General features: G+C 62.3%; 26 protein-coding genes. 13 read left to right on the forward strand and 13 right to left on the reverse strand.

The features are described from left to right. Positions 1–78 precede the first annotated feature (78 nt). The 5 genes from tesB to SSPSH_RS02300 all read left to right on the forward strand — a co-directional run bounded on the left by tesB (position 79) and on the right by SSPSH_RS02300 (position 5,240). Positions 79–969 (forward strand): acyl-CoA thioesterase II, encoded by an 891-nt coding sequence (gene tesB, locus SSPSH_RS02280; protein ID WP_006914240.1) that lies wholly within the window; start codon positions 79–81, stop codon positions 967–969. 89 nt (positions 970–1,058) lie between these two features. Next, positions 1,059–2,105 carry a glycerophosphodiester phosphodiesterase gene (gene glpQ, locus SSPSH_RS02285; protein ID WP_006914239.1) on the forward strand — a complete coding sequence of 349 codons (1,047 nt, stop codon included), beginning with the start codon at positions 1,059–1,061 and terminating at the stop codon, positions 2,103–2,105. A 92-nt stretch (positions 2,106–2,197) separates the two neighbouring features. Continuing rightward, positions 2,198–3,361 carry a YbfB/YjiJ family MFS transporter gene (locus SSPSH_RS02290; protein ID WP_021031311.1) on the forward strand — a complete coding sequence of 388 codons (1,164 nt, stop codon included), beginning with the start codon at positions 2,198–2,200 and terminating at the stop codon, positions 3,359–3,361. A gap of 17 nt (positions 3,362–3,378) precedes the next feature. Then, the gene (locus SSPSH_RS02295; protein WP_006914237.1) at positions 3,379–4,566 is read left to right on the forward strand and encodes a YbfB/YjiJ family MFS transporter; all 1,188 of its coding nucleotides are present in this window, start codon (positions 3,379–3,381) and stop codon (positions 4,564–4,566) included. Positions 4,567–4,604: 38 nt separating this feature from the next. Continuing rightward, positions 4,605–5,240, forward strand: a complete 636-nt coding sequence (locus tag SSPSH_RS02300) for a LysE family translocator (protein WP_040607337.1) — start codon at positions 4,605–4,607, stop codon at positions 5,238–5,240. Here the strand turns inward: SSPSH_RS02300 and SSPSH_RS02305 are convergent. The 6 genes from SSPSH_RS02305 to SSPSH_RS02330 form a co-directional block, all read right to left on the reverse strand. Beyond that, positions 5,237–5,560 carry a hypothetical protein gene (locus SSPSH_RS02305; protein ID WP_006914235.1) on the reverse strand — a complete coding sequence of 108 codons (324 nt, stop codon included), beginning with the start codon at positions 5,558–5,560 and terminating at the stop codon, positions 5,237–5,239. The genes SSPSH_RS02300 and SSPSH_RS02305 overlap by 4 nt on opposite strands. Continuing rightward, complete coding sequence (locus tag SSPSH_RS02310; RefSeq protein ID WP_006914234.1) at positions 5,557–5,871, reverse strand: hypothetical protein; 315 nt, start codon at positions 5,869–5,871, stop codon at positions 5,557–5,559. Before SSPSH_RS02310 ends, SSPSH_RS02305 begins: the two co-directional genes overlap by 4 nt. Next, on the reverse strand, positions 5,871–7,274 hold the full coding sequence (locus SSPSH_RS02315) for a WS/DGAT/MGAT family O-acyltransferase (protein ID WP_006914233.1): 1,404 nt from the start codon (positions 7,272–7,274) through the stop codon (positions 5,871–5,873). Before SSPSH_RS02315 ends, SSPSH_RS02310 begins: the two co-directional genes overlap by 1 nt. A gap of 112 nt (positions 7,275–7,386) precedes the next feature. Beyond that, positions 7,387–7,764: a DUF2237 family protein gene (locus tag SSPSH_RS02320; RefSeq protein WP_006914232.1), complete on the reverse strand. Its 378-nt coding sequence runs from the start codon at positions 7,762–7,764 to the stop codon at positions 7,387–7,389. Further along, positions 7,761–8,168 carry a DUF4174 domain-containing protein gene (locus SSPSH_RS17670; RefSeq protein ID WP_006914231.1) on the reverse strand — a complete coding sequence of 136 codons (408 nt, stop codon included), beginning with the start codon at positions 8,166–8,168 and terminating at the stop codon, positions 7,761–7,763. The genes SSPSH_RS02320 and SSPSH_RS17670 overlap by 4 nt, the downstream gene beginning before the upstream one ends. After that, the gene (locus tag SSPSH_RS02330) at positions 8,161–8,973 is read right to left on the reverse strand and encodes a phytanoyl-CoA dioxygenase family protein (RefSeq protein WP_006914230.1); all 813 of its coding nucleotides are present in this window, start codon (positions 8,971–8,973) and stop codon (positions 8,161–8,163) included. The genes SSPSH_RS17670 and SSPSH_RS02330 overlap by 8 nt, the downstream gene beginning before the upstream one ends. Positions 8,974–9,016: 43 nt before the next feature. Between SSPSH_RS02330 and SSPSH_RS02335 the strand changes: the two genes are divergently transcribed. Together SSPSH_RS02335 and msrB are read left to right on the forward strand one after the other, a co-directional pair. Continuing rightward, positions 9,017–9,469 (forward strand): DUF4442 domain-containing protein, encoded by a 453-nt coding sequence (locus SSPSH_RS02335; protein WP_006914229.1) that lies wholly within the window; start codon positions 9,017–9,019, stop codon positions 9,467–9,469. 62 nt (positions 9,470–9,531) lie between these two features. Next, complete coding sequence (gene msrB, locus SSPSH_RS02340) at positions 9,532–10,068, forward strand: peptide-methionine (R)-S-oxide reductase MsrB (RefSeq protein ID WP_006914228.1); 537 nt, start codon at positions 9,532–9,534, stop codon at positions 10,066–10,068. Between the two features lie 87 nt (positions 10,069–10,155). On the opposite strand, the gene SSPSH_RS02345 is transcribed toward msrB, so the two are convergent. Further along, on the reverse strand, positions 10,156–10,620 hold the full coding sequence (locus SSPSH_RS02345) for a DUF2147 domain-containing protein (protein WP_006914227.1): 465 nt from the start codon (positions 10,618–10,620) through the stop codon (positions 10,156–10,158). 160 nt (positions 10,621–10,780) lie between these two features. Here SSPSH_RS02345 and SSPSH_RS02350 point away from each other — a divergent pair, with 160 nt between their 5' ends. Further along, complete coding sequence (locus tag SSPSH_RS02350) at positions 10,781–11,533, forward strand: NYN domain-containing protein (RefSeq protein WP_006914226.1); 753 nt, start codon at positions 10,781–10,783, stop codon at positions 11,531–11,533. A gap of 78 nt (positions 11,534–11,611) precedes the next feature. On the opposite strand, the gene SSPSH_RS17675 is transcribed toward SSPSH_RS02350, so the two are convergent. Continuing rightward, entirely contained in the window at positions 11,612–12,496 is an 885-nt protein-coding gene (locus SSPSH_RS17675; RefSeq protein WP_006914225.1) for a superoxide dismutase family protein, read from the reverse strand. Between the two features lie 59 nt (positions 12,497–12,555). Then, a complete protein-coding gene (locus SSPSH_RS02360; RefSeq protein ID WP_021031312.1) occupies positions 12,556–12,984 on the reverse strand; it encodes a DUF3015 family protein in 429 nt (142 codons plus the stop codon). A gap of 151 nt (positions 12,985–13,135) precedes the next feature. On the opposite strand from SSPSH_RS02360, the gene SSPSH_RS02365 reads away from it, so the two are divergent. After that, positions 13,136–14,035 carry a haloalkane dehalogenase gene (locus SSPSH_RS02365; protein WP_006914223.1) on the forward strand — a complete coding sequence of 300 codons (900 nt, stop codon included), beginning with the start codon at positions 13,136–13,138 and terminating at the stop codon, positions 14,033–14,035. A 12-nt stretch (positions 14,036–14,047) separates the two neighbouring features. On the opposite strand, the gene SSPSH_RS02370 is transcribed toward SSPSH_RS02365, so the two are convergent. After that, positions 14,048–14,779 (reverse strand): ParA family protein, encoded by a 732-nt coding sequence (locus SSPSH_RS02370; protein WP_006914222.1) that lies wholly within the window; start codon positions 14,777–14,779, stop codon positions 14,048–14,050. A gap of 103 nt (positions 14,780–14,882) precedes the next feature. Between SSPSH_RS02370 and SSPSH_RS02375 the strand changes: the two genes are divergently transcribed. Together SSPSH_RS02375 and SSPSH_RS02380 are read left to right on the forward strand one after the other, a co-directional pair. Continuing rightward, positions 14,883–15,380, forward strand: coding sequence for a metallophosphoesterase family protein (locus tag SSPSH_RS02375; RefSeq protein ID WP_006914221.1), 498 nt, complete (start codon positions 14,883–14,885; stop codon positions 15,378–15,380). A 127-nt stretch (positions 15,381–15,507) separates the two neighbouring features. Continuing rightward, positions 15,508–16,302, forward strand: a complete 795-nt coding sequence (locus SSPSH_RS02380) for a crotonase/enoyl-CoA hydratase family protein (protein WP_006914220.1) — start codon at positions 15,508–15,510, stop codon at positions 16,300–16,302. A 159-nt stretch (positions 16,303–16,461) separates the two neighbouring features. Here the strand turns inward: SSPSH_RS02380 and SSPSH_RS18280 are convergent, their stop codons facing one another. From SSPSH_RS18280 to SSPSH_RS02395, 3 genes are all read right to left on the reverse strand, one after another. Then, complete coding sequence (locus tag SSPSH_RS18280) at positions 16,462–17,088, reverse strand: PEGA domain-containing protein (RefSeq protein WP_021031313.1); 627 nt, start codon at positions 17,086–17,088, stop codon at positions 16,462–16,464. A gap of 207 nt (positions 17,089–17,295) precedes the next feature. Then, positions 17,296–19,512, reverse strand: coding sequence for a S9 family peptidase (locus SSPSH_RS02390; RefSeq protein ID WP_006914218.1), 2,217 nt, complete (start codon positions 19,510–19,512; stop codon positions 17,296–17,298). A 66-nt stretch (positions 19,513–19,578) separates the two neighbouring features. Then, positions 19,579–20,904 carry a DUF2254 domain-containing protein gene (locus tag SSPSH_RS02395; RefSeq protein ID WP_006914217.1) on the reverse strand — a complete coding sequence of 442 codons (1,326 nt, stop codon included), beginning with the start codon at positions 20,902–20,904 and terminating at the stop codon, positions 19,579–19,581. A 64-nt stretch (positions 20,905–20,968) separates the two neighbouring features. Here SSPSH_RS02395 and SSPSH_RS02400 point away from each other — a divergent pair, with 64 nt between their 5' ends. Together SSPSH_RS02400 and SSPSH_RS02405 are read left to right on the forward strand one after the other, a co-directional pair. After that, the gene (locus SSPSH_RS02400; RefSeq protein WP_006914216.1) at positions 20,969–21,496 is read left to right on the forward strand and encodes an O-acetyl-ADP-ribose deacetylase; all 528 of its coding nucleotides are present in this window, start codon (positions 20,969–20,971) and stop codon (positions 21,494–21,496) included. Between the two features lie 287 nt (positions 21,497–21,783). After that, positions 21,784–24,072: a PhoX family protein gene (locus SSPSH_RS02405; protein WP_006914215.1), complete on the forward strand. Its 2,289-nt coding sequence runs from the start codon at positions 21,784–21,786 to the stop codon at positions 24,070–24,072. Positions 24,073–24,144 lie beyond the last annotated feature (72 nt).

Consider the following 24,144-nt stretch of genomic DNA (forward strand, 5'->3'; position numbering starts at 1 on the left):
GTCATCGCGGCTGCTTTAGCCGCGTCGTATTACAAAGTCGAACCGCAAGCTGCGGTTCGCGAAGGAGCGTAGCGCACGATGTCAGGGGATGGACAACGTCTGGTTCAGGATCTGCTCGACCAGCTCGATCTCGAGCCGCTCGAACAGCGGCTTTTCCGCGGCAGTTCGCGGGATATTGGCGGTAAGAGCGTGTTCGGCGGCCAGGTCGCCGGCCAGGCCATGGTGGCGGCCACGCGTACCGTCGATCCGCCGCAGCAGGCGCATTCCATGCACGGGTACTTTCTGCGACCGGGCGATATGCAGGCGGCGATCGTCTACGAAGTCGACAACATTCGCGACGGCAAAAGTTTTGCCACCCGGCGCGTGCAGGCCATTCAGCATGGCCGGCCGATCTTTTCCATGCTGGCCTCGTTTCATATCGAGGAATCCGGCTATACCCATCAGATGACCATGCCCGACGTGGTGGGCCCGGAAGAACTGGCCAGCCACGACGAGCTGCGCCGGGCCTGGGTGGATGCGCTCGATCGCGTGCCGGAATCGCTGCGTGAAGCGGTCGGGCGCGAAGTCGCGATCGACATGCGCGCGGTCAAACCCTGGAACATGCTGGATCCGGACAAGCGCGAGCCGATCCAGCATGTCTGGTTCAAGGCCAAGGCGCCGCTGCCGGATGATCAATCCGTGCACCGCGCTGTCTTGACTTATGCCAGCGATTTCAATCTGTTGGCGACATCGCTGTTCCCCCACGGTGTGTCGTTTTTCACCCCGGGCATGCAAATGGCCAGCATCGACCACGCGATCTGGTTCCATCGCGCATTCCGGGTCGACGAATGGCTGCTGTATGCCATGGACAGCCCCGGCGCCCAGGATTCGCGCGGGCTCTCGCGCGGGCTGATCTTCAATCGCCAAGGCCAACTCGTGGCCTCGGTGGCCCAGGAAGGGTTGATCCGCCAGCGCAAGCCGCGCGACTGAGCATCACGGCGCTCGGTTATGAGACTGTCATCGTGCTGAACTAGTCTGGACGTTAACGACAACGGCTTGCGGTATCGAAGGAGCGCCTCATGGTTCGAGTGCAGGCTACCCGGGCTTTGATCGGTCTGGCGATCATGCTGGCTACGCTGCCGGTTGTCGCAGCGCCCGGCGCTGAGGCGCGGCACAACGAAGCGGGTTCGCTCATGACCGACAATCACAAGATCGTCATCGCCCATCGCGGCGCCTCCGGGTATCTGCCCGAACATACCCTGCCGGCCTATGCCATGGCCTATGCGCTGGGCGCGGACTATATCGAGCCTGATGTGGTGATGACCGCGGACAAACGCCTGATCTGTCTGCACGATATTCATCTCGAATCCACCACCGACGTCAAGCGGCAGTTCCCGCAGCGTGCCCGCGCCGACGGGCGCTGGTATGCGGCTGATTTCACCCTCGAAGAAATCCACCAGCTCAACGTCACCGAGCGTACCCATCCCGACGGCACGCGCGTGTTCCCGGGTCGCTTCAATGCCGATGCCCAGGGCTTCAAGGTGCCGACGTTCGTAGCACTGGTCGAGCTCGTGCAATCGCTCAATCGCGAAAGTGGACGTGATGTCGGCATCTACCCCGAAACCAAGGCGCCAGTTTTTCACGACGACGAGAACCTGCCCATCGAGCGAGTCTTGCTCGACCGGCTGGCCGAGTACGGCTATGCCGGGCGTGATGCCAAGATTTTCATTCAGAGTTTCGGCTTCGACAACCTGCGTGAAATGCGCGAGACCATGGGTAGCGATCTGCCCATGATCCAGCTCATCAGCGAGGGCCCGGCCTACGACGACATGGTGACCCCGGCCGGGCTCGATCAGGTTGCGCAGTACGCCGATGGTATTGGCCCGGATAAAATACGGATCGCCAAAACTGAGGGCGCACTCGTCGAGCTCGCCCACGAACGCGGCCTTAAAGTGCACCCCTATACCTTTCGGGCCGACCAGCTGCCTCCCGGTACTGACCGGCTCGAAGACGAATTGGGTCGTTATTACTTCGAATACGGCGTCGACGGTGTGTTTACCGACTTCACCGATATCGCGGTCGAGGTCGTCCACCCCGATTACCGGACGCGTTTTCACCCGCGCTAGCCTGGGCGCACATAGGCAACGACACCGCCTGCCCGGGAGCGCCATCCGTTTTCGTGGCAAACTCGCGGGCCCGTTCGCTGTATTAACCACCCATGCCCATGAGTTCCGCCACACGCCTCGGCCTGGCCGGCGGCGTTTGTACGCTGCTCGGCATCGGGCTGGCACGGTTCGCCTATACGCCGTTAATCCCGGCGCTGGTCGAAGCGCACTGGTTTTCGTCGCATGCCGCGGCCTACCTGGGCGCGATCAATCTGCTCGGCTATCTCATCGGCGCGGCCACGGCACATCGGGCGACGTTGATTGTGGGCGTGCGTGCCGTGCTGGCGGCCTGTCTTTTGATCACCGTGGCCAGTCTCTATGCCTGCGCGCTGGACTGGGGCGCGATCTGGTACGGCTTCTGGCGTCTGACCTGTGGCATCACCGGCGCGATGCTGGTGGTGGTCGGCGTACCGGCGGCGTTATCGCGCGTGGCGGTCGGCACCCGTGCCTATACCAGCGCGCTGGTATTCACGGGCATCGGGCTGGGCATTATGGCCAGCGGTACGGTGGTGCCGTGGTTGGCCGATTTTGGCGTCGCGGTTACCTGGCTGGCCTTGGCGCTTGTAGCTACCGTGCTCGCGGGTTGGGCCTGGTTCGCGGTGCTCGGCAATCTGGCGCCGTTGCCACGTAGTACGAGCCACGAACACGCCGATGCGCGTTTGCCTGCGTTGGCGCTGTTCCTGGTGATCGCTGCCTACGGTCTTGATGCAGCGGGCTTTGTGCCGCATACGCTGTTCTGGGTCGACTTCATCGCGCGTGAACTCGGCGAGGGACTCAATACCGGTAGCGGCTACTGGGTGATTTTCGGTCTGGGTGCAATGTGCGGACCGATAGTCGCTGGCGTGCTGGCTTCTCGGCTGCGCTTTCGGCCGGCGCTGGCACTGGCGCTCGCGGTCAAGACAGTGGCCGTGTTGTTACCGGTTTTCTCGACGCACGCGCTTGCACTGGGGCTGTCGTCGTTTTTTGTCGGCCTGCTGATTCCGGGGGTGGTCACGCTCACCTCGGGCGCGGTGGCGGCGCTGGTTACGCCCGAGCGACAGCAACAGCTCTGGGGGTGGGCCACGTTGAGTTTTGCATTGAGTCAAGCGATCGGGGCTTATGGCATGTCCTGGGGTTTTGAACAGCTGGCCAGCTATCGGCCGTTGTTTGCGATCGCAGCCGTGGCGCTGGCCGTCGCGAGTATCAGTGCGGGCGCGGCCGCGCTTCGCCGGGTCTAGTGAGGGCGCAGAGTGACATGCCGGGCAGGCTCTGGCGGCTACCGCTGGCGGGAGCGGTAGCGCTACTGTTGGGCGTGGGCTTCGGTCGCTATGTGTTCACGCCCTTGATCACGCCACTCGTCGAGGCCGGGTGGTTCACCGCCGAGCAGACCGCGCGGCTGGGGGCGATCAATCTGCTGGGTTATCTCCTGGGGGCCGCCGGGGCGAACCGCTATGCCGGTTGGCTCGGGCCGCGCCGCGCGATTGCGAGTTGTCTTGTCGCGCTCGTGATCAGTCTGGCGGCCTGTGCATGGCCCTGGGGCATGGTTGGTTATGGTTTCTGGCGATTGATCGCCGGTGCGGCCGCCGCGACGCTTACGATCGTGGTCACGCCGGCGATCATGGCGCGTATGCCCGAGGCGCGGCGGCCGGCGGCCTCGGCAACGATCTTTACCGGTATCGGCGTTGGCACGATGGGCGTGAGTCTGATTGTGCCGTGGCTGGCCGACGTAGGCGTGGCCGCGACATGGCTGGCCACCGCGGTCGTCGGCGCGATTCTCGCGTGGGTGAGCTGGGTCGGCGTCTGGCGTTATCTGCCGGCGGAGGCGGCGGCTGGTGATGAGCCGGTGGCGCATGCGAGCGCCGCGACCACGCCCTGGCTGATCATCGGGCTGGTGCTGGTGGCTTATGGCCTGAGTTCAGCGGGCTATGTGCCCCATTCGCTGTACTGGGTGGATTACATCGCACGCGAGCTGGACCGCGGTTCGCAGGCCGGCAACCATTACTGGTTGTTGCTGGGGTTTGGCGGTGTGATCGGCCCGCTGCTGGGTGGGGTCGCGGCCAGGGGTGTCGGCTTCGCGTGGGCGCTGGTTGCGGCTTTCGTTCTGATGACGTTGGCGACCGCATTGCCGCTGGCATTCGTCGGGCCGGTGGGGCTGAGCCTGTCGTCACTTATCGTCGGGGCCATGGTGCCGGCGATCATCACGCTCACCGCTGGGACCGTCCATGCATTGTCGCCGGCCGCGCGACAGCGTCAGATATGGGGCTGGGCGACACTTTCATTCGCCACGACCCAGGCGATCGGCGGTTTTGCGATGGCGCGACTGTATGTGGTGGCCGACAGCTATGCGACGACCATCGCCGTTGGCGCCGCGATCCTGCTGGTGGCCACGATCTGCGCGCTTTTCGGTGCGATCGGTGCGCGCCTGTCACGCGCGGGCGCTTAAGGAAGGATAGATCCATGACCGGATTCGATACGACCGCTTTGTTTTCCTACGCCCCGTCTCATTGGATCACGTTCTTTACAGCGGCGTTGTTGCTCAATATCACGCCGGGCCCGGACATGGCGTATGTTCTGGCCCACTCGGTGCGTCGCGGACGCCGGGCCGGCTTTGTCGCCATGGGCGGTGTGTGGACCGGGGCATTCTTGCACGTCGTGTTGGCTGCACTCGGCCTGTCGGCACTGTTGGCCAGCTCCGCGGTCGCGTTCACATTGGTCAAATATCTGGGTGCACTTTATCTGGTGTGGCTCGGTATCCAGGCATGGCGCGCCAGCGGCGAATCGATGCCACAAGCGACCGGGCAGGTCGTATCGGGCCGGTCGACGTTCGGCCGCGGTGTACTGGTGGCCGCACTGAATCCGAAAGTGGCCGTGTTCTTTCTAGCGTTTCTACCGCAGTTTGTCGTACCCGGCGCCGGGCCGGTGGGGGCTCAGCTCTTTCTGCACGGTTGTCTGATCATCGCCGTGGCCGGGTTCGTCGAACCGCCGATGGTCTGGTTTGCGGCGGGATTTGCCAAGCGCATGCGTGAAAACGTGCGTATGCAGCGCTGGCTCGATCGGGCGCTGGGCTCGCTGTTTATTGCGCTCGGCCTGCGCTTGGCGATGGCACCCAAATCCTAGGATTTGGGCTTGCGAATACGCGGACGAAAGCCGGCTGGCTTGTCGGCCAGCCAGGCGACGAACTGGGCGATATCGGGGTGGGCCAGCAGCGCGGTTCGCGAGTTATAGGTTTCTGCCAGTTCCTTTTCGTTGAGCACCGCATGGATATGGCTGTGGCAGGGACGGCAGACGTGAAGAATTGCGCTGAGGCGCTCCTCCCGGTCGAAGCGCTTGCGGATACGCTTGAGTCGATGGGTGCGTCGCGGAATCAGATGATGGCGGGTCGTACGCAGGCCGCTGCGCCCGCAAAGCGCGCAGGTATCGCTCGCCGATGGGCTCACTCGGTGCGCGTCCGCATCAGCCGTACCAGCACATACACGATATGTGCGAGCCAAAGCCCGGCTGCGACCGGCATTGTGGCCAGCGTCAGCCAGCCGAACACGCCCGCGCTATAAAGCGCATTGCCGATATCCATGCCCCAGAGTTCACAGGGATGGGGACCTGATTCATCGACCGTGCACCCGAGCGTGGCGCCCAGCTGACCTGCGGTTATCGCCACGGCGACGGGGGCAATGGCAAACAGCAGGATCGCGCCCTGAATAACTACAAACACGAGAATGGAACGGGTGCGAGAGGAACTGCGCCTCGCCATCAGCCACCCGTCGCCGCAACGGATTCGTTGGCGGCGGCACTGTCGCCGGCCTGCTCCAGCGCATCCAGCGCGTCACTGAGATACTGCAACATATGCTGCATGCTCGGCACCGATCGGCGACAGGCCAGCAGGCCGAATTCGAGCGAGTCGCGATAGCTGGCCAGGCTGATGTTGAGCGCCTGACCATCGAGCACGATCGACACCGGATACATGCCCTCGAGTTTCGCGTCGCCGTAATAGAGCGTTTCGCTCGGCCCGGGCACGTTGGAGATCACCACGTTGAAGGCCTGGCGGCGCGGGGCGATGCCGGTGAGCAGATTCATGCCGGCCGGCGTCGACAGCGCCGCGGTAAAGCCCATGATCTGTTCGCTGGTCATGTCCTTGTAGCGGCGTTTCCAGTGGTCGACCGAGTGCTGGATCGCGGCAAGGCGCTCGACCGGATCGACCACATCCGTAGCGAGACTGGCAAAGATCATCGCGACCTTGTTGCCGGTGCCGCTATCGGCCGTATGCAGCGATACAGGCAGCATGGCCACCAGCGGCGCTTCGGGCAGTGCGTCTTGCGAGATCAGATAGTCGCGTAGCGCGCTGGCACACATCGCGAGCACGATATCGTTAACGGTTGCGTCGTAATGCTTGGCGAGCTTCTTGATCCGGCTGAGCGAATAGGACTGGGCGGCAAAGCGCCGCGACCCACTGATGCGTCGGTTGAGCATGCACATGGGGGCCTGTTTGAAGGCGGTGAAATCAGGTTCGTGGCGTGCCTTTTGCCAAGCCGAAAATACTTGCTGACCAACCCGGGGCATTGCCGCCACCTGGCGGCCAGTGGCGGTTGCCGCCTTCCAGGCGGCGTGCCAGGGCGCCTGACCGCCGCCTTGCGATTTATCGTTATCACTTTGGGGCAGCTGCCACGGCACGCAAAGCCCGCCCGGCGCGGGTGTGTCGTTGAGCGAGCGTCGCATCACGCGCATCGCGCTGATGCCGTCCATGAGTGAATGATGAAACTTGGTATAGACGGCAAATCGATTGCCGGTTACGCCTTCTATGATGTAGGTCTCCCACATCGGTCGCGAGCGATCGAGCAGAGCGCCATGCAGCATCGAGATTAGCGCCAAGAGATCACGAATCGCGCCCGGTGCGGGCAGGGCGAGATGACGGACGTGGTATTCCAGGTCGAAGCTCTCGTCATCGACCCGGAACGGCTGGCCGAAACGGTACTTCAGGCGCCGATTGAAAGGCGGCTGCACGTCGGTGAAGCTGCGCGCCTTGGTGACGACTTCGCGCACGTAATCCGGCCCCGCGTCTTCGGGTATGGAGAATAGCTGTAAACCGCCCACATGCATGGGCTGATGGCGCCCTTCCAGATGCAGAAAGATTTGATCGACCGGATTGAGCAGCTGCATGGCGCCTCCTGAGTGTCGGGCGCCCTGCCGAATCGACACGCCCAATCCACGAGACTAGCGCCTGCACCATGGCTGCGCATAGGCCTGTCGCACGCACTGCCGTGGCCAGCCGTTAGGACAGGTCAATCGCGTGTGCTTTCAGGGCCGGCAAATCGATGATCTCCAGTGCGGCTTCGTCGGTCGCGGTCAGTGCAACGCGCGGTGCGACGCCGGCCTCGAACGCCTCGGCCCAACGCGCCGCGCACAGGCACCAGCGATCGCCGGCCTTGAGCCCGGGAAAGTCGAATTCGGGGCGTGGCGTAGACAGATCGTTACCGCGACTGGCCGAGAATTCGAGAAATTCATCGCTGACTACGGCGCACACCACATGCCGGCCGATATCGGCTGTGCCGGTGCGGCAGAAGCCGTCGCGATAGAAACCGGTGGTTGGCGCATCGCAGCAGCCGGCCAGCGGTTCGCCAAGGACGTTGCGGGCGGGAGTCGTTGTCATTGTTGCTGCATTTCCTGTTGGCGCATGGGCATGCTGTCGATTTCGTCGAAGAACGCTTTGATATCCAGCGATTCACTTTGTCGCGCTTTCACGCCGCCGTCCTTGCCGACCAGCACGGCCTGGAAACCGCCTGTGTCGTGCAGTGCAGTGATAGAACTGCGCTCGATGGGTTGGGACAGATTGCTGTGCATCGCGTCGGGGCTGGCTACGAACCAGGCGATATCGCGCCCGGCAATGCCGACCGTATTCGACAGTTCGCCAGCCGCTTGCTCGCCGGCCGTATCGGTGGGGGTGAATACCGCGATAACGCGATAATCCCACTGCAGATCGTCGAGCGTGGCCGCGCCGGCACTGCCCGCGCCGATAAGCGTGGAAAACAGGCTGGCAAGAAGGAATTTACGCATGGGCGGCGGTCCTCACAGCGATGGGTTCGAGTCGCGCCGAGCGTGAGTTCGGGGTCGGTGCGTTATCCGGGCCGTAGTAGGTGGTGACGACCGAGAGTTTGCGCTCGTCGGTGGTATTGGCGCCGGCGGCATGAAACAGGCCGGCATCGAAGAACAGCACGTCGCCGGGCGCCAGTTCGGCCGTGATCGCGGTATCGATAAGCTCGGCATTGTCCTCGCGGTCTTCGCGCAGGAACTGGTCGCTGTCCAGACGCTTCGGATCTAGCTGCATATGCTGGGTTGCGGGTAGCAGCCGCATACAGCCGTTGGCGGGTGTTTCGTCGCCAAGCGCCAGCCAGGCGTTGACCAGGCGCGGGGTTTCGAACGACCAGTAGCGCAGGTCACGATGCCAGGCGGTGGCCGTGGAATAGCGTGGCGACTTGGTCATCACGCAGTTGTGATGATTGCGGCTGAGATACACCGTATCGCTACCCAGCAGTTGCGCCAGAATCGCGCCAAGCCGCGCATCGGCTGCCCAGTCGGCGAAGACGGCATCGCGATCGTAGGCCTGGCGTAATCGGCGCGGCGTGTCGCCCCCCTCGGCCCCGCGACTGCTGGGTGCGCCGGGATAAGCGACATCGGCTTCATACTCGATCGGCGCGATATGGGCTTCGACATGTTCGAGCGTGACCCGGCGCAAGTCGTTAATACGCTCCGCAGCGGCCAGCCCGCGCATGATCAGGTAGCCCTCACGGGTGAAAAGCTCTCGCTGGGCGGGGGTGAGCGCCGGTTGTGGCGGTGTGTCGATCGTTGTGTTCATGGTCATGGCTTAAACTTGCGGCCTGCTGTCGTGTACGCAAGGAGCATGGATGAAGTTGCCCGATATTCGTTCGATTTATGCACTGCCCGGCGGTCGCCGTCTGATTTCGCGCGGCATCGGTTTTGTAGCGCCGTATTCGGGCAGCATCGGCGCGCGCGTCGAAGCCCTGGCCGATGGGCACGCGCGGCTGCGTATGCCGGACAAGCGATCCAACCGTAATCATCTCAGCAGTATTCATGCCTGTGCCTTGTCGACCCTGGCCGAAACCACCGCCGGGCTGTCGGTGCTCTATAGCCTGCCGGCCGACATGCGCGGTATTGCCGTACATCTGGGCGTGGATTACCACGCCAAGGCGCGCGGGCCGATCGTTGCAACCGCGCGCTGGGCGGTGCCGGCCTCGGGCGAGCAGGTCGAGCGCGATATCGAAGTGCTCATGCATGACCGGGACGACGTGCTCGTCGCCTCTGCGATCGTGCGTTATCGTCTTGGCCCGCGGGGCTGAATTCATCCGCGGCGCCGTCTGCAGCGTAGATTAGACCAGAGTTCTCCAACGCGTGGTCGAATATGAAGCGACGTGTTTTTATCGGTGGTGCGGTTTTCAGTGCGCTAGGTGTGACCGCGCTCGGCCGCGTATTGGCCGACGATGAAGCCCCCGGCGGCGTGAAAACGGGCGATACGGGTTCCGGTGTCGAGGTGGCGAGCGTGGAAAAAACCGAAGCCGAATGGCGTGAACAGCTCTCACCGGAAGCGTTTCGGGTGCTGCGCAAGGAGGGCACCGAGCCGGCCGGATCGAGCGCGCTCAATGACGTGAAGGCCGAGGGCGAATTCGTCTGCGCCGGCTGTGAGCTGCCGTTGTTCAAAAGCGACTGGAAATTCGAATCCGGCACCGGTTGGCCGAGTTTCTATAACTACATCGATGGCCACCTCGGCTTCAAGACCGATTACAAGCTGATCATCCCGCGCAAGGAATATCATTGCGCGCGCTGTGGCGGCCATCAGGGGCATGTCTTCAACGATGGGCCGAAGCCGACCGGCAAGCGCTATTGCAATAACGGTGTCGCGCTTAAATTCGTGCCCGCTTCGGAAAGCGTGCGTAGCTGATCGATAGCGCCGACACGAAAAAAGCCCCGGCTGACCGGGGCTTTTTTTGTCGCTTAGACGTGCATTGGCGACTCGTTCGATGCCGCGCTATTTCTGCAGCAGATCCTGGTGTACGTTTTCGGCGTCCGATTCGATACGTTTCCAGGTCTGCGATTTGCCGATCAGGCTGATGCCGATATAGCCGCGTGCCTCGATCGTATCCGGACCGGTCTGTGTGGCCTTGGCCTTATACGTCTTGCCGTTGTTCGGATCGTAGATCGTGCCGCCTTCGAACTCGCCGTTGCCGGCATATTTCAGGCCATCGAGTACCGTGATGCCCAGCAATCTGCGATCACGTTTGGACTCGTCGGGGTTGTTCTTGTCGTAGCGTGCCTTGCCGCTCTTCGAACCCACGATCTTGCCTTTCCAGGTATCGCCTTCTTCATAGAGCTGCACATAGCCACCGCTCGCGGTTTCCCACACGCCGGCCGCGTCCTCTGCCTTCATATCTGCTGCAAAGGCACTGCTGGATGCGACCAGCATCGCGCTGGCGAGTAGAGCATGTTTGAACATCGATTCATCTCCTCTTTGAGTCAGTTCGTGTGTATAGCATGCCCGAAACAGCCAAACGACGTATGAATCGCCACGCGAGACAGGGCCTGTGGCGGGCCGCTAGACTGCGCGCATATTTCATACGCGTCGGTTTCACAGCGCGCTCCACGCAGGAAGGCCCATGTCCGGGGAAGCACTCATCGCCGTTTTTATCGATTTCGAGAATCTCGCGCTGGGCGTGAAGGATCTGCCGGGCGGCGAGTTCGATATGGGCCTGATCCACAAGCGTGTGTTAGAGAAAGGGCGGCTCGTGTTCAAGCGTGCCTATTGCGACTGGAGCCAGTATCGCGGGCAGATGAAATCGTTCCACTCCATGGGTATCGAGATGATCGATATCCCGCAAACGCGTATTTCCGGTAAGAACAGCGCCGATATCCGTATGGTCGTGGATGCGCTCGATCTATGCTATTCCAAGGACCATATCGACACATTCGTGCTGGTTTCAGGCGATTCGGATTTCTCGCCGCTGGTCTCCAAGCTCAAGGAAAATAACAAGCGCGTGATCGGCTGCGGGGTGAAATCCTCGACATCGGATCTGCTGGTCGCCAATTGCGACGAATTCATCTACTACGATGACCTGGTGCGCAAATCCGGCCGTGCACGCAAGCGCAAGGCGGAATCAGGCCAAAAGCAGGACAAGGGCGCCCAGGCGCGCGAACAGCTGCTCGAAATCGTGTCGTCGCTGGAGTCCGACTACGACCCGGTGTGGGGTTCGCTGGTCAAGCAGACCATCAAGCGTGTCTATCCGAGCTTCAACGAAAGCTACTACGGTTTCAAAAGCTTCACCGACCTGCTCAAGTCTGCCGAACAGAACGGTCAGATTACACTCGAATACGATGCCGAGCGCGGCAACTACAAGGTGGCGGTGAGCTAGGGGACTGTTGCCTATAAAAAACCCGGCGCCGCAAACGACGCCGGGTCGGGCCTGGCCCTGATCGGGCCAGATACCGGCTTACATCGACGAGTCGCTGTCATCCGAGCTGTTGCTGCTCGTATTCGCATCCGCCGAGGGCTCGGCATCCGACATGCTCGAGTCGTTGCTGCCGGAGGCGTCGGCATTCGAACTCATGCCGCCGTCCGCTTCGGCGATACCGATCACACCGCAAGCCTGACGCGAACCGGCGGCGCCGATCGGAGGCTGGTTCGGATCGTTGGCTTTTTCGTGGATGATGACGCCGCGGCCGATCAGCGCCTTGGCACCGGTCAGCGATGCGCCGTCGAGTGTGCCTTCGTCCGAGGCGCTGCCATCTTCGCCCACGTCGAGGTCACCCAGATCGCCGGTGATGCGGTCGATATCCGCCGGCGGATTCTTGGAACTGCCTTCGAGGTTGAAGTGCGTGCCGGCCGACTTGCCATCGCCGGCAGAGCAATCGCCATACAGATGGATATGATAGCCGTGCTTGCCGGGCGCGAGGCCCTCGGCTTCGGTGGTATAGGCGACGCCGCCGTCCTGGGGGGTGAAACGGATCGTCGCCGATATGCCGTCGTTACCCTCGGTGCCGTGTAGTACTGCGACCGCGGCCTGTGGCATATCTTCGCTGGCGGGCGCGCTGTCGCCGCTGGCCATGCCCGAATCGTTATTGGCCTGACTGTCGCCGTTCATCATGGCGTCGTCGCCCATCTGCGACTCGCCGTCCGCCTGTGAGTCGCTCTCCATCTGGGTACCGCTGTCGGCGGCCATATCGCCACTGTTTTCGCTGGCGGTATTGGTCTCGGCGTTGGCGGTGGTGTCTGCGGTATCAGCGTTGGCTTCGTTCTGATCGTCGTTATTGCCGCATGCGGTCAGGCTCATCGCCAGCAGCATTGCAGCCGAAACGGAGACTACGGATTTCATCATGGACCTTCCTTTCCTTGGGGAATGTCGTGGGTAAGAGCGCAGTGTTCATCAAAACACGTTCAGCCGCGTCGTGCTTGCAGCCGGGCCACGATCGACTCGGCGTCATGCTCGGCGACAAATAATTCGCCATGGTTCGCCTGCATCCAGCGCCCGAGCTCGGCGCGACGCGTATCGAGCAGATCGGCCAGCGCATCGATATGTTCGCCCTGGCCGAGCGCGGCTTCGCGGCGTAGCGGGTCGCGCTGTGAATCGACGAACGCGACAGTCTGGCGATAGCGCGGCGTGTTCGGCTCGGTTACCGAGGCATCGGTCGAAGCACGGCTGCTGGCCAGAACGCCTTTCGTTACGGTGCGTGCTGCATCGGCCGCCGCGTTGGTGGTGCTGATCGCAGCGGAGCAGCCACCGAGCAGCACGGTTGCGGCAGCGACGACTGCAAGTTGCTGCAGGCTGTTATGGCCGCGCAATCCATCTTTAAATCTGACAATCAAGGATATCCCCTATGACCGTTATCGTTATGGCGCCACGCTATCGTCTGGGCGTGGGCAGCACAATAGGGATTGTGACCACATTTAGATGCGCGCTTTTGTGTGCAGAACAAACATCACAGCCGTCGCGACGGCTGAGCCCGGCCGAGCATTCATGACACGTCAGGTTTATCGAACACCCGAAGCCCGCTTTACGGATTTGCCCGGCTTTGCCTACACGCCGCGCTATGCCGAAGTCGATGGCTTGCGCATGCATTATGCCGAAGCAGGCCCCGCCAATGCTTCGCCGGTGGTGCTGCTGCACGGCGAGCCAACATGGGCATACCTGTATCGACATATGATCGAGCCGTTGGTCGCGGCCGGTTATCGCGTACTCGCGCCCGATCTGATTGGCTGCGGCCGTTCCGACAAACCGGCTGCGGTCGCCGATTACAGCTACGCCAGCCACGTTGCGTGGACCGGGGCATGGTTCGCACAACTGGGACTGACGGATGTGACTCTGTTCTGTCAGGACTGGGGGTCGCTGATCGGTCTCAGGCTGGTGGCCGAACAGCCCGATATCTTCGCCCGTGTCTTCGTGGGCAACGGTTTTCTGCCAACCGGTGACGAAAATATGCCGGTGCTGTTCTCGGCCTGGCGCGCATTTGCACGTTATAGCCCGGTTTTTCCGGTGGGGGCGATCGTGCAGGCTGGCAGCCGCCGCTGGCTCTCTCGCGTCGAGCGGGCCGCTTATAACGCGCCGTTTCCAGATAAACGTTATACCGCCGGTATTCGCGCCTTCCCCGGCCTTGTCCCGATCACGCCGAACGATCCGGCCACGCCCGCAAACCGTGCCGCATGGGAATCTCTGGCGCGGTTTTCACGACCGTTTCATACTTGTTTTGCTGACGGTGACCCAATCACCCGTGGTGCGGATCGGGCGCTGCGCCGCCGCGTTGCCGGGGCTGCCCACGTGCCGCACACCACGATCCGGCACGCCCGCCATTTTCTGCAGGAAGATCAGGGTCCGGCGATTGCCGAATTCATGCTCGCGCAAATGGGCGCGCCAAACTGATACCGACCTCGTTCAGCTGATTTCTTCGTAAAGCGCGCGGTACTGCGCGGCCGCCCGGCTGCGCGGTGCGTAGACGCTGATGGGCGCTCGATGCGCACCCATCTGTTCGACGTGCGTGCTGTAGTCGATAAAGGTCTTGGGCGCTTTTTTCATTGTGGCCGGGGGCGATTCGATCATCTCACGATGCATTTTCCGGCGCCGATCGGCCATCGAAAAGAACGGCGTCACCCGGGTTTTGCCGACTTTCTTGTCGTCGACATGTTCGAGCACTTCGTCGAGCGCGCGCAACGACAACGGTGTGGGTACGACTGGCACCAGCACCCGGTCGGCTGCGCGCAGCACGGAGGTGGCCAGCGCGCCGATACCGGGCGGGCAATCAAGCACCAACAGCGAATAGCTTTCGGAAAACGGCTCGATCAGGTTCTCGAGCACCTTGCGTGGCTGCTTGGCCGCATGAATTTGCGCATCCCAATCACGATAGCCGCGATCGCCCGGCAGAATGGACAGCCGTTCGTAGTCGGTGGGTTGAATATACCGCCCCAGTGGCTCCTTGCCGGACACCACGCGCTTGGCCGAGATGTCGGGTGATTCGTCGATGCCGTAATACCAGCTGGCTGCCCCCTGCGGGTCCAGATCCCAGAGCAATACATGCTTGCCGGCCTGGGCTGCCTCGAAGGCGAGATTGACGGCAGCGGCGGTCTTGCCGACGCCGCCTTTGAGACTGTAGAGCGCGATCGTTTTCATGAGATGAATTCTAAGCAGAAAACGGCGTGCGCATCTATCGTGCCCGTATGACAACTGCAATGAGACGGATTGACCGGCACATGCCAGCGTTTAAGCTGCTGTGATGCGTATTGCTCTGATCGCCGATACCCACGGCCATATTGACCCTCGAATAGCCGACGCCGTGCGCGGTGCTGATGTGCTTGTGCATGCCGGTGATGTCGGCGATGGCATCGAAGCGGCGATCACGCCATTGGCCGAGCAGATCGTGATCGTGCAGGGCAACAACGACCCCGGCGATTCCGGCTGGCCGGAAAGCGAAGTCCTCGACCTGCCGGGTGGCAAACTGGCGGTCATCCACGGCGATCAGTGGCCGGCGAAAACACGCCATCGCAAGCTGCGCGAACGTTTTCCACACGCCCAGGCCATCGTATGCGGTCATAGCCATCGGCGGGTACAGGACACTGACGAAACGCCCTGGGTGCTCAACCCGGGTGCGGCCGGGCGTTCGCGTGCCTACGGTGGGCCGGGCTGGATCGAGCTGATCGCCGAGAGCGGGCAGTGGCAGCTCCGGGCCGAGGCGTTCGAGCCACTGGCCAAGCGTCAGCGCAAGCGAAGCTGAATCGGATAGCGGATGAGCCGATTCGGCAGCCCCGGCAACGGTATAGTGCAAAAGCGTTGGCAACGTCTCCGCTCGGGTGCTGCGCTCATGAGGGCCGTTTGATGGCTGTTTTAAACCGGTGGCTGGTGTGTCCGAATTGCCTGTAACCGTCGCGATTGATGGATCGGTTTGCGTCATCACCCTCAATCGCCCCGATAAACGCAACGCCGTGGATCGGCCGACCGCCGATAAGCTGCGTCAGGCTTTTATCGATTTCGAGGTCGATTCGGATCTCGCGGTTGCTGTACTCACCGGCGCCGGTGGGCACTTCTGTGCCGGCGCCGACCTCCAAGCCCTGGGCGACGCCGAACGTCGCAACGCCGTCGATCCGGACGGCGCCGGCCCTGGACCGATGGGCCCGACTCGTATGCGTCTCGACAAGCCGGTAATTGGTGCCGTTCCCGGCTACGCCGTGGCGGGTGGGCTGGAACTGGCGCTCTGGTGTGATCTACGGGTGATCGAGGATTCGACCGTTTTCGGCGTGTTCTGCCGGCGCTGGGGCGTACCTTTGATCGACGGCGGTACCGTGCGGTTGGCGCGCCTCGTGGGCCAGGCCCGCGCGCTCGACATGGTTCTGACCGGCCGCCCGGTTGAAGCCGACGAAGCACTACAGATGGGCCTGGCCAGTCGCTGCGTTGCCGACGGTCAGTCGTTGACCGCTGCACTGGAACTGGCGCACGCGATTGCGCGCTTCCCGCAACAATGTCTGCGTGCCGACCGGCGTTCGCTCTATAGCCAATGGGATTACGAGTTGGACGAGGCCCTGCGGCGCGAAGGCGCCGGCGGTTATCCGATCGTGTTCGCCGAAGCCATTGATGGCGCCGCTCGTTTTGCCGATGGTGCAGGGCGCCACGGCAGTTTCGATGAAAGCGATCAGACGTAAGGTCGGGCTGCGATGACCTCGACGGGCCTTGCACTGAGCAACCACGGCGGGCGGGGCAGCGTCCCAAGTACCGCCGATCGCGGTACTAAATGACCACGTGTTGGAAATCTTGCGTCGGCCCGCATGAAACGGGCCGACGCGATCGGGACGGTAGGTGAACTAGAACCGGGCGGTGACGGCGTTTGCGCCGTCCACGGGGTTCGGATTGGCGAGCAGCGTACGTGCCAGCTGATTAACGTCGTCGGTGCGATTCGCGTCGATATCCAGGGCCGCAAGAAGGCTCGAAAACGATTCGTCATCGGTGGGTCGCGAGGTGGCCGCCGCCGAGCGCAACTCTGAGTAGGTGACCACGACAAAACGTTCGATCGACTGCTTTTTATCCAGCACGCCGGCACTGTCGACGGGCGGCAGCGTCACGAAATACTGATCCGGGCTGTATTCGTAAATCGCCCCCGTCGCGAAGTCGGTAGTCGAGCCGAATAGCCCGCCGAAAATAATGTTGCCGAAAAACCAGGGGTCGGTTTTCGTTGCGAGTGATTTGGATACGGTCCGGTAGCCTTCCATTTCAAAAGAAACGGTCTGGTCATTCTTCTTATCCAGACGTGAGCTGACCGGTGTCTGGCCAATGATCTTTCCAGCGACTCGTACTGTCGCCCCTTCTGGTTCCGAATCAAAAGACACGTTCTGATCCGTGCCACTGGCGATAGTTGCGCAACCGCTGGAAAAACCGGCAAGCACAACAAGAAGAGCCGCCGTCGATGCGACTCTGTATACCCCAAAGCTCATAAATCCCCCAACTACTCTTTTGTTTTAAGAAAGGGGATATTAGCTCAAGCGGGCGCAAACAGCGCAATTTCTCGGGCATATCGTGAAATTTTCTAGTCGTTGCGCTCTGATCGAAGTAAAGCGATATCGAGCTGTCATCCGTGCGCGACCGAACCAGGTCTTGCCCGACGAGCATGCAGCATACCCTGAGTGTCTCGCGGGGCTTTGTCAGTAGACTTCGTTGGCGCGAACGGATGTATTCGCGTCGCTGTCCGGCTCGCCGTCGGCAGCGGCCTGTGCCATATCGAAGGCGTCGAGTACGAAGGCGTAGACAAGCGCGGTTTCTTCGAGTGCGGTAAAGCGGCCGGGTAGACCGCCGTGGCCGGCGGCCATATGGGTCTTGAGCAGTAGCGTATGGGTGTCGGTCTTGTGCGCACGCAGCTTGGCCACCCATTTGGCCGGCTCCCAATACGTCACGCGTGGGTCGGATACGCCTGCGATCGCCAGGATCGGCGGATAGGCCTGGGCGCTGACGTTCTGGTAAGGGCAGTAGCTGCGAATGGTTTCGAAAGCGGATACATCGTCGCGCGGGTTGCCCCATTCCGGCCATTCCGGCGGAGTCAGCGGCAGGCTTTCATCCATCATCGTATTGAGTACGTCGACGAAGGGCACGTCGGCGATCGCCGCGCCCCATAGCTCGGGCCGTTGGTTGAGCACGGCACCGACCAGCATGCCGCCGGCGCTGCCGCCGTGGGGCACGATTCGGCCTGCCGCCGTATAGCCGGTGTTGCCCAGATGTTCGGCGACAGCGATGAAGTCGCTGAAGGTGTTGGGTTTGTGCGCCAGTTTGCCGTTGGCGTACCAGCGATAGCCGCATTCCTTGCCGCCGCGTACGTGTGCGGTGGCGTGGATGAAACCGCGATCAATGAGCGAAAAGCGGCTGGAGGAGAACGCGGCGGGCTCGGATATGCCGTAGGCACCGTAGCCGTGCAGCAGACACGGCGCGCTGCCATCGATTGCTGTATCCACGTGATGGACGAGCGTGATCGGTACTTCGGCGCCGTCGGCTGCCGTCGCGTGCAGCCGGCGCACGACATAGTTCGACGGGGTAAATCCGGTGGGCACGGCGCGGCGCTTGCGTAGCGTGCGCTCGCGCGTTGCCAGGTTGTAGTCGTAGGTTTCGTCGGGCGTGTTGGGGGCGCTGTAAATAAAGCGCAGGGTATGGGTATCGTGCTCGTAGCCGGGGTCGATGCCCAAGCTATAGGCCTCGGCGTCGAAACGAATCGCGTGATCCTCGCTACTGCGTTTGTCGGTGATCACGATCCGCGGCAACGCGTCGGCGCGCTCCATGCGCACCCGAAAATCGGCGAATTCGAGATGGTCGAGCAGCAAGCGGCCTGGTACGTGTTCGACGATCGTCTGCCAGTGATCGCGTGCGGGCATGTCGATGGGCGTGCGTACGAGCTTGAAGTCTTCGGCGCCGTCGGCATTCGTGAGTAACACGAAGTCGTCGCCGTCGTCCTCGACATCGTATTCCTGGCCTTCGACGCGTTCGGCGATCAGCCGTGGCATCTCCCAGGGTGAAGCCGAATCGATGAAGCGCGTTTCACTGGTGGCGTGATCGTGCGCGTTGATCAGAATGAAACGATCGCTCTGGGTCGTATCCACCGACACGAAAAACCCCGGGTCTGACTCGGAATAGACCAGTTCCGCTGTATCCGGTGGGTCGCCGAGCGCGAGCCGCCACACTTTGCACGGACGGTGGTTGTCGTCGAGCGTGGTGAAGAACAGCGTGGCACTGTCCGCGGACCACATCAGGTTGCCGGTGGTATTGGTGATCGGCGGCTGGATTTCGCGCTGGGTTTCGATATCGCGTACATGCAGCGTATAGGCTTCGGAACCGCGTTCGTCCAGGGCAAAGGCCAGCATCCGATGATCGCGGCTGTGATTGACCGCGCCAAGACTGAAATAAGCCCGGCCATGGGCCTCGGCGTCGCCATCGAGCAAGATCTGTTCGTGGGTCAGGCCGTCGTCCGGCATGGGCTCGTCGGCTGGCATGTCGTCGTTGCCGGCCCGCGGCGCACGACAGAAGATCGGGTGCTGGCCGGCCTCACGAAAGCGCACGTAGTAGTACCAGTCGCCATCCGGGGTCGGCACGCTGGTATCGCGTTCGGCGATACGCCCGCGCAGTTCGGCAACCAAGTGCTGGCGCAGCGACGAAAGCGGCGCCATATGCGCATCGGTATAGGCGTTCTCCGCTTCCAGATATCCCGCGATCTCGGCATGCAGCAACGAAGGGTCGTGCATCGCCTCGCGCCAGTTCTCATCGCGCAGCCAGGCGTAGTCATCGACAAGTGTGACGCCGTGGCGTTGTTCGCTGACCGGGCGACGTTTGGCGACCGGGGGCTGGTTTGGGCTGGGTTGGTCGGTGCGTGCGTCGGTCATGCGGCGTCGATTGAAAATGGCCAACCCACTAACATCGGGCCCGAACCGCGCGGAATCAAGCCGCGCTCAGTTGAAGTCGCGGCCGTCGATCAGGCGCAAGGCTCGACGGTACGCTTGTTCGACGGCGCGACGATCCTTTTCGCAGGTCATGGCTGCGGTCGCGGCTTCGTGTAGAGCTTCGGCCTGCTCCTGCATAAGCCGGCGCTGATCGGGGCCGCGCAGGAATTCGCCTGCGTCGCCGATACGGCCCAGCATGTGGACCGCCGCGTTGCGATCGCTGGCGAAATAGGCGCGCAGCTGGTTGAAAATCGCGTTCGCCAGGATTTCGAAATCGAAACCGCGAGCCCAGACGCGCAACGTGTCGTCGCTATCGAAGCCGTGGCGGCTGGAGATGTCGTGGCGCGCGACGCGATGCATCGCCCCGCTGAGCCAGTCGAGGCAACCCATGGCGGTATAGGGGTCGTTGATACCGGGCGACAACGCGCGCGCGGCGATTTCGACCAGTTCGTTGACCAGGAAGAATACGTCCTGGGATTCGGTGCGCTGGCGGCCCCAGGCGTAGGCGCCGACGAGCGCGGTGGCGATATCTTCATCCACGCGAACGGCCGGCCACGCCCAGAGCAAGACCTGGCCTTCGGTGACGAAATCACCCGGGGCACGCTCCAGACGCAGGACCAGATCGTGGCTCGACGCGGTGTTCACGAGCGAGCCGAACACGAGGTTCTGAATATAGCCGTCGCCATTGGCGCGCACTGCAAAAGCGTGTTCGTCGAAGTCGGCAGGCAGGTGGGCCGGCGGTCTCTCGCGGTCGGCTTCGATACGGGCTTCGTAGCCGTCGATCGCGCTGTCGAGATCGCGTGCGACGTTGGCCACCACGTTGGAGACATGCAGCGACTCGGTAATGTGGTGAATGAAATAGATCAGCACGGCGAGGCTGGCGACGGCCATGCCCACGGCGAACGCCAGCGACAGATGCGGCACGAACGCCGCACTGCCTTCATGGCCGGCCTGTACGACCCGCAGCAGCAGCAGGCAATACACGAAAGTGGAGACGAACGTGCCGAGGGTGATCTGATTGCCCCGGTCGTTCATGAAGTTGGTCAACAGCCGTGGACCCAGTGTGGAGGTCGTATACGACAGGGCCGCGATCGTGATCGAAAACGTTACGCCGGCCACGCCGATCATCGACCCGGCCACGGTGGTCAGAAGCCCGCGCGCGCCTTCAGCCTGAATGCTGTATATCCAGGGCATCTGCGCGACCCACTCGTCGCCGATACGCGAGTCGATCGCAGTCAGTACGAACGACAGGATCGCAGCGGCGATCGACATGACCGTCGGGATGAACCAGTAGCTGCCCTTGAGGGTGTTCCAGTATTTGATCAGTTGCGCCATAGGCTTGGCTTGAAGCGCCGGGCTCGGGATGATGGGCGAACCTTACCCGAATAGAGGGGCCATCATGCAGCGAGAGTTCAACGGTCTGACCATCGAATGCATCAAGGGCGATATCACCGATCAGCCCGACATTGGCGTCATCGTCAATGCCGCCAACAAGCAGCTCAAGGGCGGCGGCGGTGTGGACGGCGCAATCCACCGCGCCGCGGGGTCGAAACTGGTCGAAGCCAGTCGCGCACTCGCGCCCATCGAAGCGGGCGAGGCGGTGATCACGCCTGCTTTCGATCTACCCAACGACTACGTCGTGCATTGCGCCGGCCCCGTGTATAGCAAAAGCCAGCCTGTGGCGGCACAGCTGGCCAGCTGCTATCGCACGGCCATGGAGCTTGCCGAAGAAGAGAACGCCGAATCGATCGCCTTTCCGGCCATCTCGGCCGGCATCTACGGCTATCCGCTCGATGAAGCTGCCGAGATCGCCGTGCATACCGTGGCCGACTGTGCTGCGCGTGCGCAAAGCATCCAACGGGCGCGCTTCGTACTCTTCTCCGACGACGCGCTCGCCGCCTTCGAGCAGGCCCTCGAAAAGCGCTGAGCCTATTGAATACGCGCTTCACGGGCGTGTTCACAAAACCGTCATGAAATCGCCTCGGTTCGTTCATGGAGATGTCACAGCAAGCCCCTAGCGTGCGGTGGCACACGGCCTGTTGCCGTTTCGTATGAGTTCGCGCGAAAGACTGTTTGGGCGCAACACCAGGTTGCGACGAAAAGTCCTCGGTCCGTCTAGACGGATCAACGCGGTGCTCGATGGAAACGGCAGCAGGCCTCGCGCAGTTACGCGCGTCAGCCATAACAAAGACTTCCCACCATCGAGGGCGGACCATGAGCGAAGAGATCGAAGACCATCGGCTATTGAATGCGAGCGAGAACGAGCCGTTCTCCTCCGTACTGGAACGGCGCGTCTCGCGCCGCAGCATCATGCGCGGCGGCCTCAACGTGGCCGCGGTGAGCATGCTCGCCGGCTTCGGACTGACGGCTTGCAGCGACGACGATAATGACAACGTATCGAGCAGCGACGGCGACCGAGCCGCTGCCATGATGCTGGCGTTCGAGGCGCTGGAAGGCTCACAGCAGGACGCCGTGGTCGTACCGGGCGCGAGCTCGTCGCAAGGCAGCGCCGCGCTGACCGCCGGTGCCGCGGCAGCGACCAGTGGTTATACTGCCCAGGTGGTCATGCCCTGGGGCACGCCGATCAACAACAACGGCCAGGCATGGAACCAGAATCTCGCGTTCACGCCTGAAATTCAGGCCAACAGCGTCGGCATGCACCACGACGGCATGCACAACTTCCCGATTTCCGACGATACCGCCTCGTCGAATTTCATCATGGCGCTCAACAACGAATACATCGACCAGCTAGCGCTTTTCGATGTGATATCCACGGGCGTGGCACCGCAAGGCTATGACTATGATGCTGAGAGTCGCAGGTTGGACCGTAACGATCAGCCACGCGCCGCCGACGATTCGCGCACCGAAATCAACGCCCACGGTGTGACCGTGGTGGAGCTGCGCCGTAACGAAAACCGTGTCTGGGACGTGGTGCGCAGCTCGCAGTACAACCGCCGTGTGACCAGTGCGACGCCCTGTGAGCTGGCGGGCCCGGTTGCCGGTAGCGACTATGTCGTGACGGCATACGACAACACGGGCATGAGCACGCGCGGCACCAACAACAACTGCGCCAACGGCTTCACCCCGTGGGGCACGTATCTCACCTGCGAAGAAAACTGGCCGAACGTCTTCCGCAAAGACAGCGGCCGCGCAGCCGACGACAACCGCCTGGGTATTCCCACCGGTAGCACGCGTTATGGCTGGGAGACTTCGGCCGGCGACGCCACGGAAAGCGCCGACGAGTTCGCCCGTTTCAACGCCACGCCGACCGGTGAAACCGCGGCAGAGGACTATCGCAACGAGCCGCGTACCTTCGGCTATATCGTGGAAATCGATCCGTACAACGCGACGTCGCGGCCGGTCAAACGCACCGCGCTCGGGCGTTTTCGTCACGAGGGCTGCTGGCCGGGCAAGCTCGTCGAAGGCGAGCCGGTGGTGTTCTATTCCGGCCATGATTCGCGCAACGAATACATCTACAAATTCGTCTCCGATGCAGTGTGGAACCCGGCCGATGCCAATACGGCTGGCGCGACCACCGATCGCCTGGCCATCGGCGCGAAATACATGGACGCAGGCACGCTCTATGCGGCCCGGTTCAACGCCGACGGCAGCGGCGAATGGCTCGAACTCGAGCCCGATACGATCGTGCCGGCCTCGGCCGGCAGCCGCTATGCCGGTATGACGCTGGCCAGCGCCCTGGGTCTGGAAGCCGGTGATCGTGCCGGCATCATCATCCATACCTGCGACGCCGCGGATCTCATGGGCGCCACGCCCATGGATCGCCCGGAATGGGGCACCGTCGATCCGGTGTCCGGCGAGGTCTACATGACCTTGACGAACAACTCCGATCGTCTGCCCGAAGGTCAAAGCCCGACTTTTTCGAATGGGAGTTCGATTGAAGAGCCCGGCTCGGCTTATGACGAAGCGCCGGTGAATGCGGCCAATCCGCGCGTCAACAACAACGATGGTCAGGTCATTCGTTGGGTCGAACCGTCACCCGGCGATACCCGGTTCAGCTGGGATATCTTCGTATTCGGCGCGTTGGGTACGGACTCCGAGGCCGACGACTACAACCGTTCCAGCCTCACCGCCCAGAACTACTTCTCGAGTTGTGATGGTCTTTGGTATGACGATCGCGGCGACGGCCAGGGCATTCTCTGGATCGAGACCGATACCGGTGGTACCGACGTCACCAACGACCAGGTGCTGGCGGTCGTTCCCCAGGGTCTGAGCAAGGGCGATAACGCCTCAGTGATCCACGAGGGCAACCAGGCTCAGCTCAAGCGCTTCGCAGTGGGCCCGAACGGCTGTGAAGTCACCGGCATCTTCGCCACGCCAGACAAGACGGCCTTGTTCATCAACATCCAGCACCCGAGCAACTGGCCGATCGATGACAGCGGCAGCAATACGCCGGATGCTACGGTCGAACCGAGCGGCAACGTACGCCCGCGTGCCTCGACGGTGGTCATCCAGAAGGCCGACGGCGGCCAGATTGCGGTCTGAGCGCTGATCGTTCATGTGACGATAAAGAGCCGCCCGCGGGCGGCTCTTTTTTGCCTGCTCCACGTGAAACCG

The sequence above is a fragment of the Salinisphaera shabanensis E1L3A genome (assembly GCF_000215955.2).
Taxonomy (GTDB): Bacteria; Pseudomonadota; Gammaproteobacteria; order Nevskiales; family Salinisphaeraceae; genus Salinisphaera; species Salinisphaera shabanensis.

Bases quoted from the DNA above. Each gene is read 5' to 3' on its own strand.
- tesB (WP_006914240.1), top strand. From the start codon at position 79: ATGTCAGGGGATGGACAACGTCTGGTTCAGGATCTGCTCGACCAGCTC.
- glpQ (WP_006914239.1), top strand. From the start codon at position 1,059: ATGGTTCGAGTGCAGGCTACCCGGGCTTTGATCGGTCTGGCGATCATG.
- SSPSH_RS02290 (WP_021031311.1), top strand. From the start codon at position 2,198: ATGCCCATGAGTTCCGCCACACGCCTCGGCCTGGCCGGCGGCGTTTGT.
- SSPSH_RS02295 (WP_006914237.1), top strand. From the start codon at position 3,379: ATGCCGGGCAGGCTCTGGCGGCTACCGCTGGCGGGAGCGGTAGCGCTA.
- SSPSH_RS02310 (WP_006914234.1), bottom strand. From the start codon at position 5,871: ATGGCGAGGCGCAGTTCCTCTCGCACCCGTTCCATTCTCGTGTTTGTA.
- SSPSH_RS02315 (WP_006914233.1), bottom strand. From the start codon at position 7,274: ATGCAGCTGCTCAATCCGGTCGATCAAATCTTTCTGCATCTGGAAGGG.
- SSPSH_RS02320 (WP_006914232.1), bottom strand. From the start codon at position 7,764: ATGACAACGACTCCCGCCCGCAACGTCCTTGGCGAACCGCTGGCCGGC.
- SSPSH_RS17670 (WP_006914231.1), bottom strand. From the start codon at position 8,168: ATGCGTAAATTCCTTCTTGCCAGCCTGTTTTCCACGCTTATCGGCGCG.
- SSPSH_RS02330 (WP_006914230.1), bottom strand. From the start codon at position 8,973: ATGACCATGAACACAACGATCGACACACCGCCACAACCGGCGCTCACC.
- SSPSH_RS02335 (WP_006914229.1), top strand. From the start codon at position 9,017: ATGAAGTTGCCCGATATTCGTTCGATTTATGCACTGCCCGGCGGTCGC.
- msrB (WP_006914228.1), top strand. From the start codon at position 9,532: ATGAAGCGACGTGTTTTTATCGGTGGTGCGGTTTTCAGTGCGCTAGGT.
- SSPSH_RS02345 (WP_006914227.1), bottom strand. From the start codon at position 10,620: ATGTTCAAACATGCTCTACTCGCCAGCGCGATGCTGGTCGCATCCAGC.
- SSPSH_RS02350 (WP_006914226.1), top strand. From the start codon at position 10,781: ATGTCCGGGGAAGCACTCATCGCCGTTTTTATCGATTTCGAGAATCTC.
- SSPSH_RS17675 (WP_006914225.1), bottom strand. From the start codon at position 12,496: ATGATGAAATCCGTAGTCTCCGTTTCGGCTGCAATGCTGCTGGCGATG.
- SSPSH_RS02365 (WP_006914223.1), top strand. From the start codon at position 13,136: ATGACACGTCAGGTTTATCGAACACCCGAAGCCCGCTTTACGGATTTG.
- SSPSH_RS02370 (WP_006914222.1), bottom strand. From the start codon at position 14,779: ATGAAAACGATCGCGCTCTACAGTCTCAAAGGCGGCGTCGGCAAGACC.
- SSPSH_RS02375 (WP_006914221.1), top strand. From the start codon at position 14,883: ATGCGTATTGCTCTGATCGCCGATACCCACGGCCATATTGACCCTCGA.
- SSPSH_RS18280 (WP_021031313.1), bottom strand. From the start codon at position 17,088: ATGAGCTTTGGGGTATACAGAGTCGCATCGACGGCGGCTCTTCTTGTT.
- SSPSH_RS02390 (WP_006914218.1), bottom strand. From the start codon at position 19,512: ATGACCGACGCACGCACCGACCAACCCAGCCCAAACCAGCCCCCGGTC.
- SSPSH_RS02395 (WP_006914217.1), bottom strand. From the start codon at position 20,904: ATGGCGCAACTGATCAAATACTGGAACACCCTCAAGGGCAGCTACTGG.
- SSPSH_RS02400 (WP_006914216.1), top strand. From the start codon at position 20,969: ATGCAGCGAGAGTTCAACGGTCTGACCATCGAATGCATCAAGGGCGAT.
- SSPSH_RS02405 (WP_006914215.1), top strand. From the start codon at position 21,784: ATGAGCGAAGAGATCGAAGACCATCGGCTATTGAATGCGAGCGAGAAC.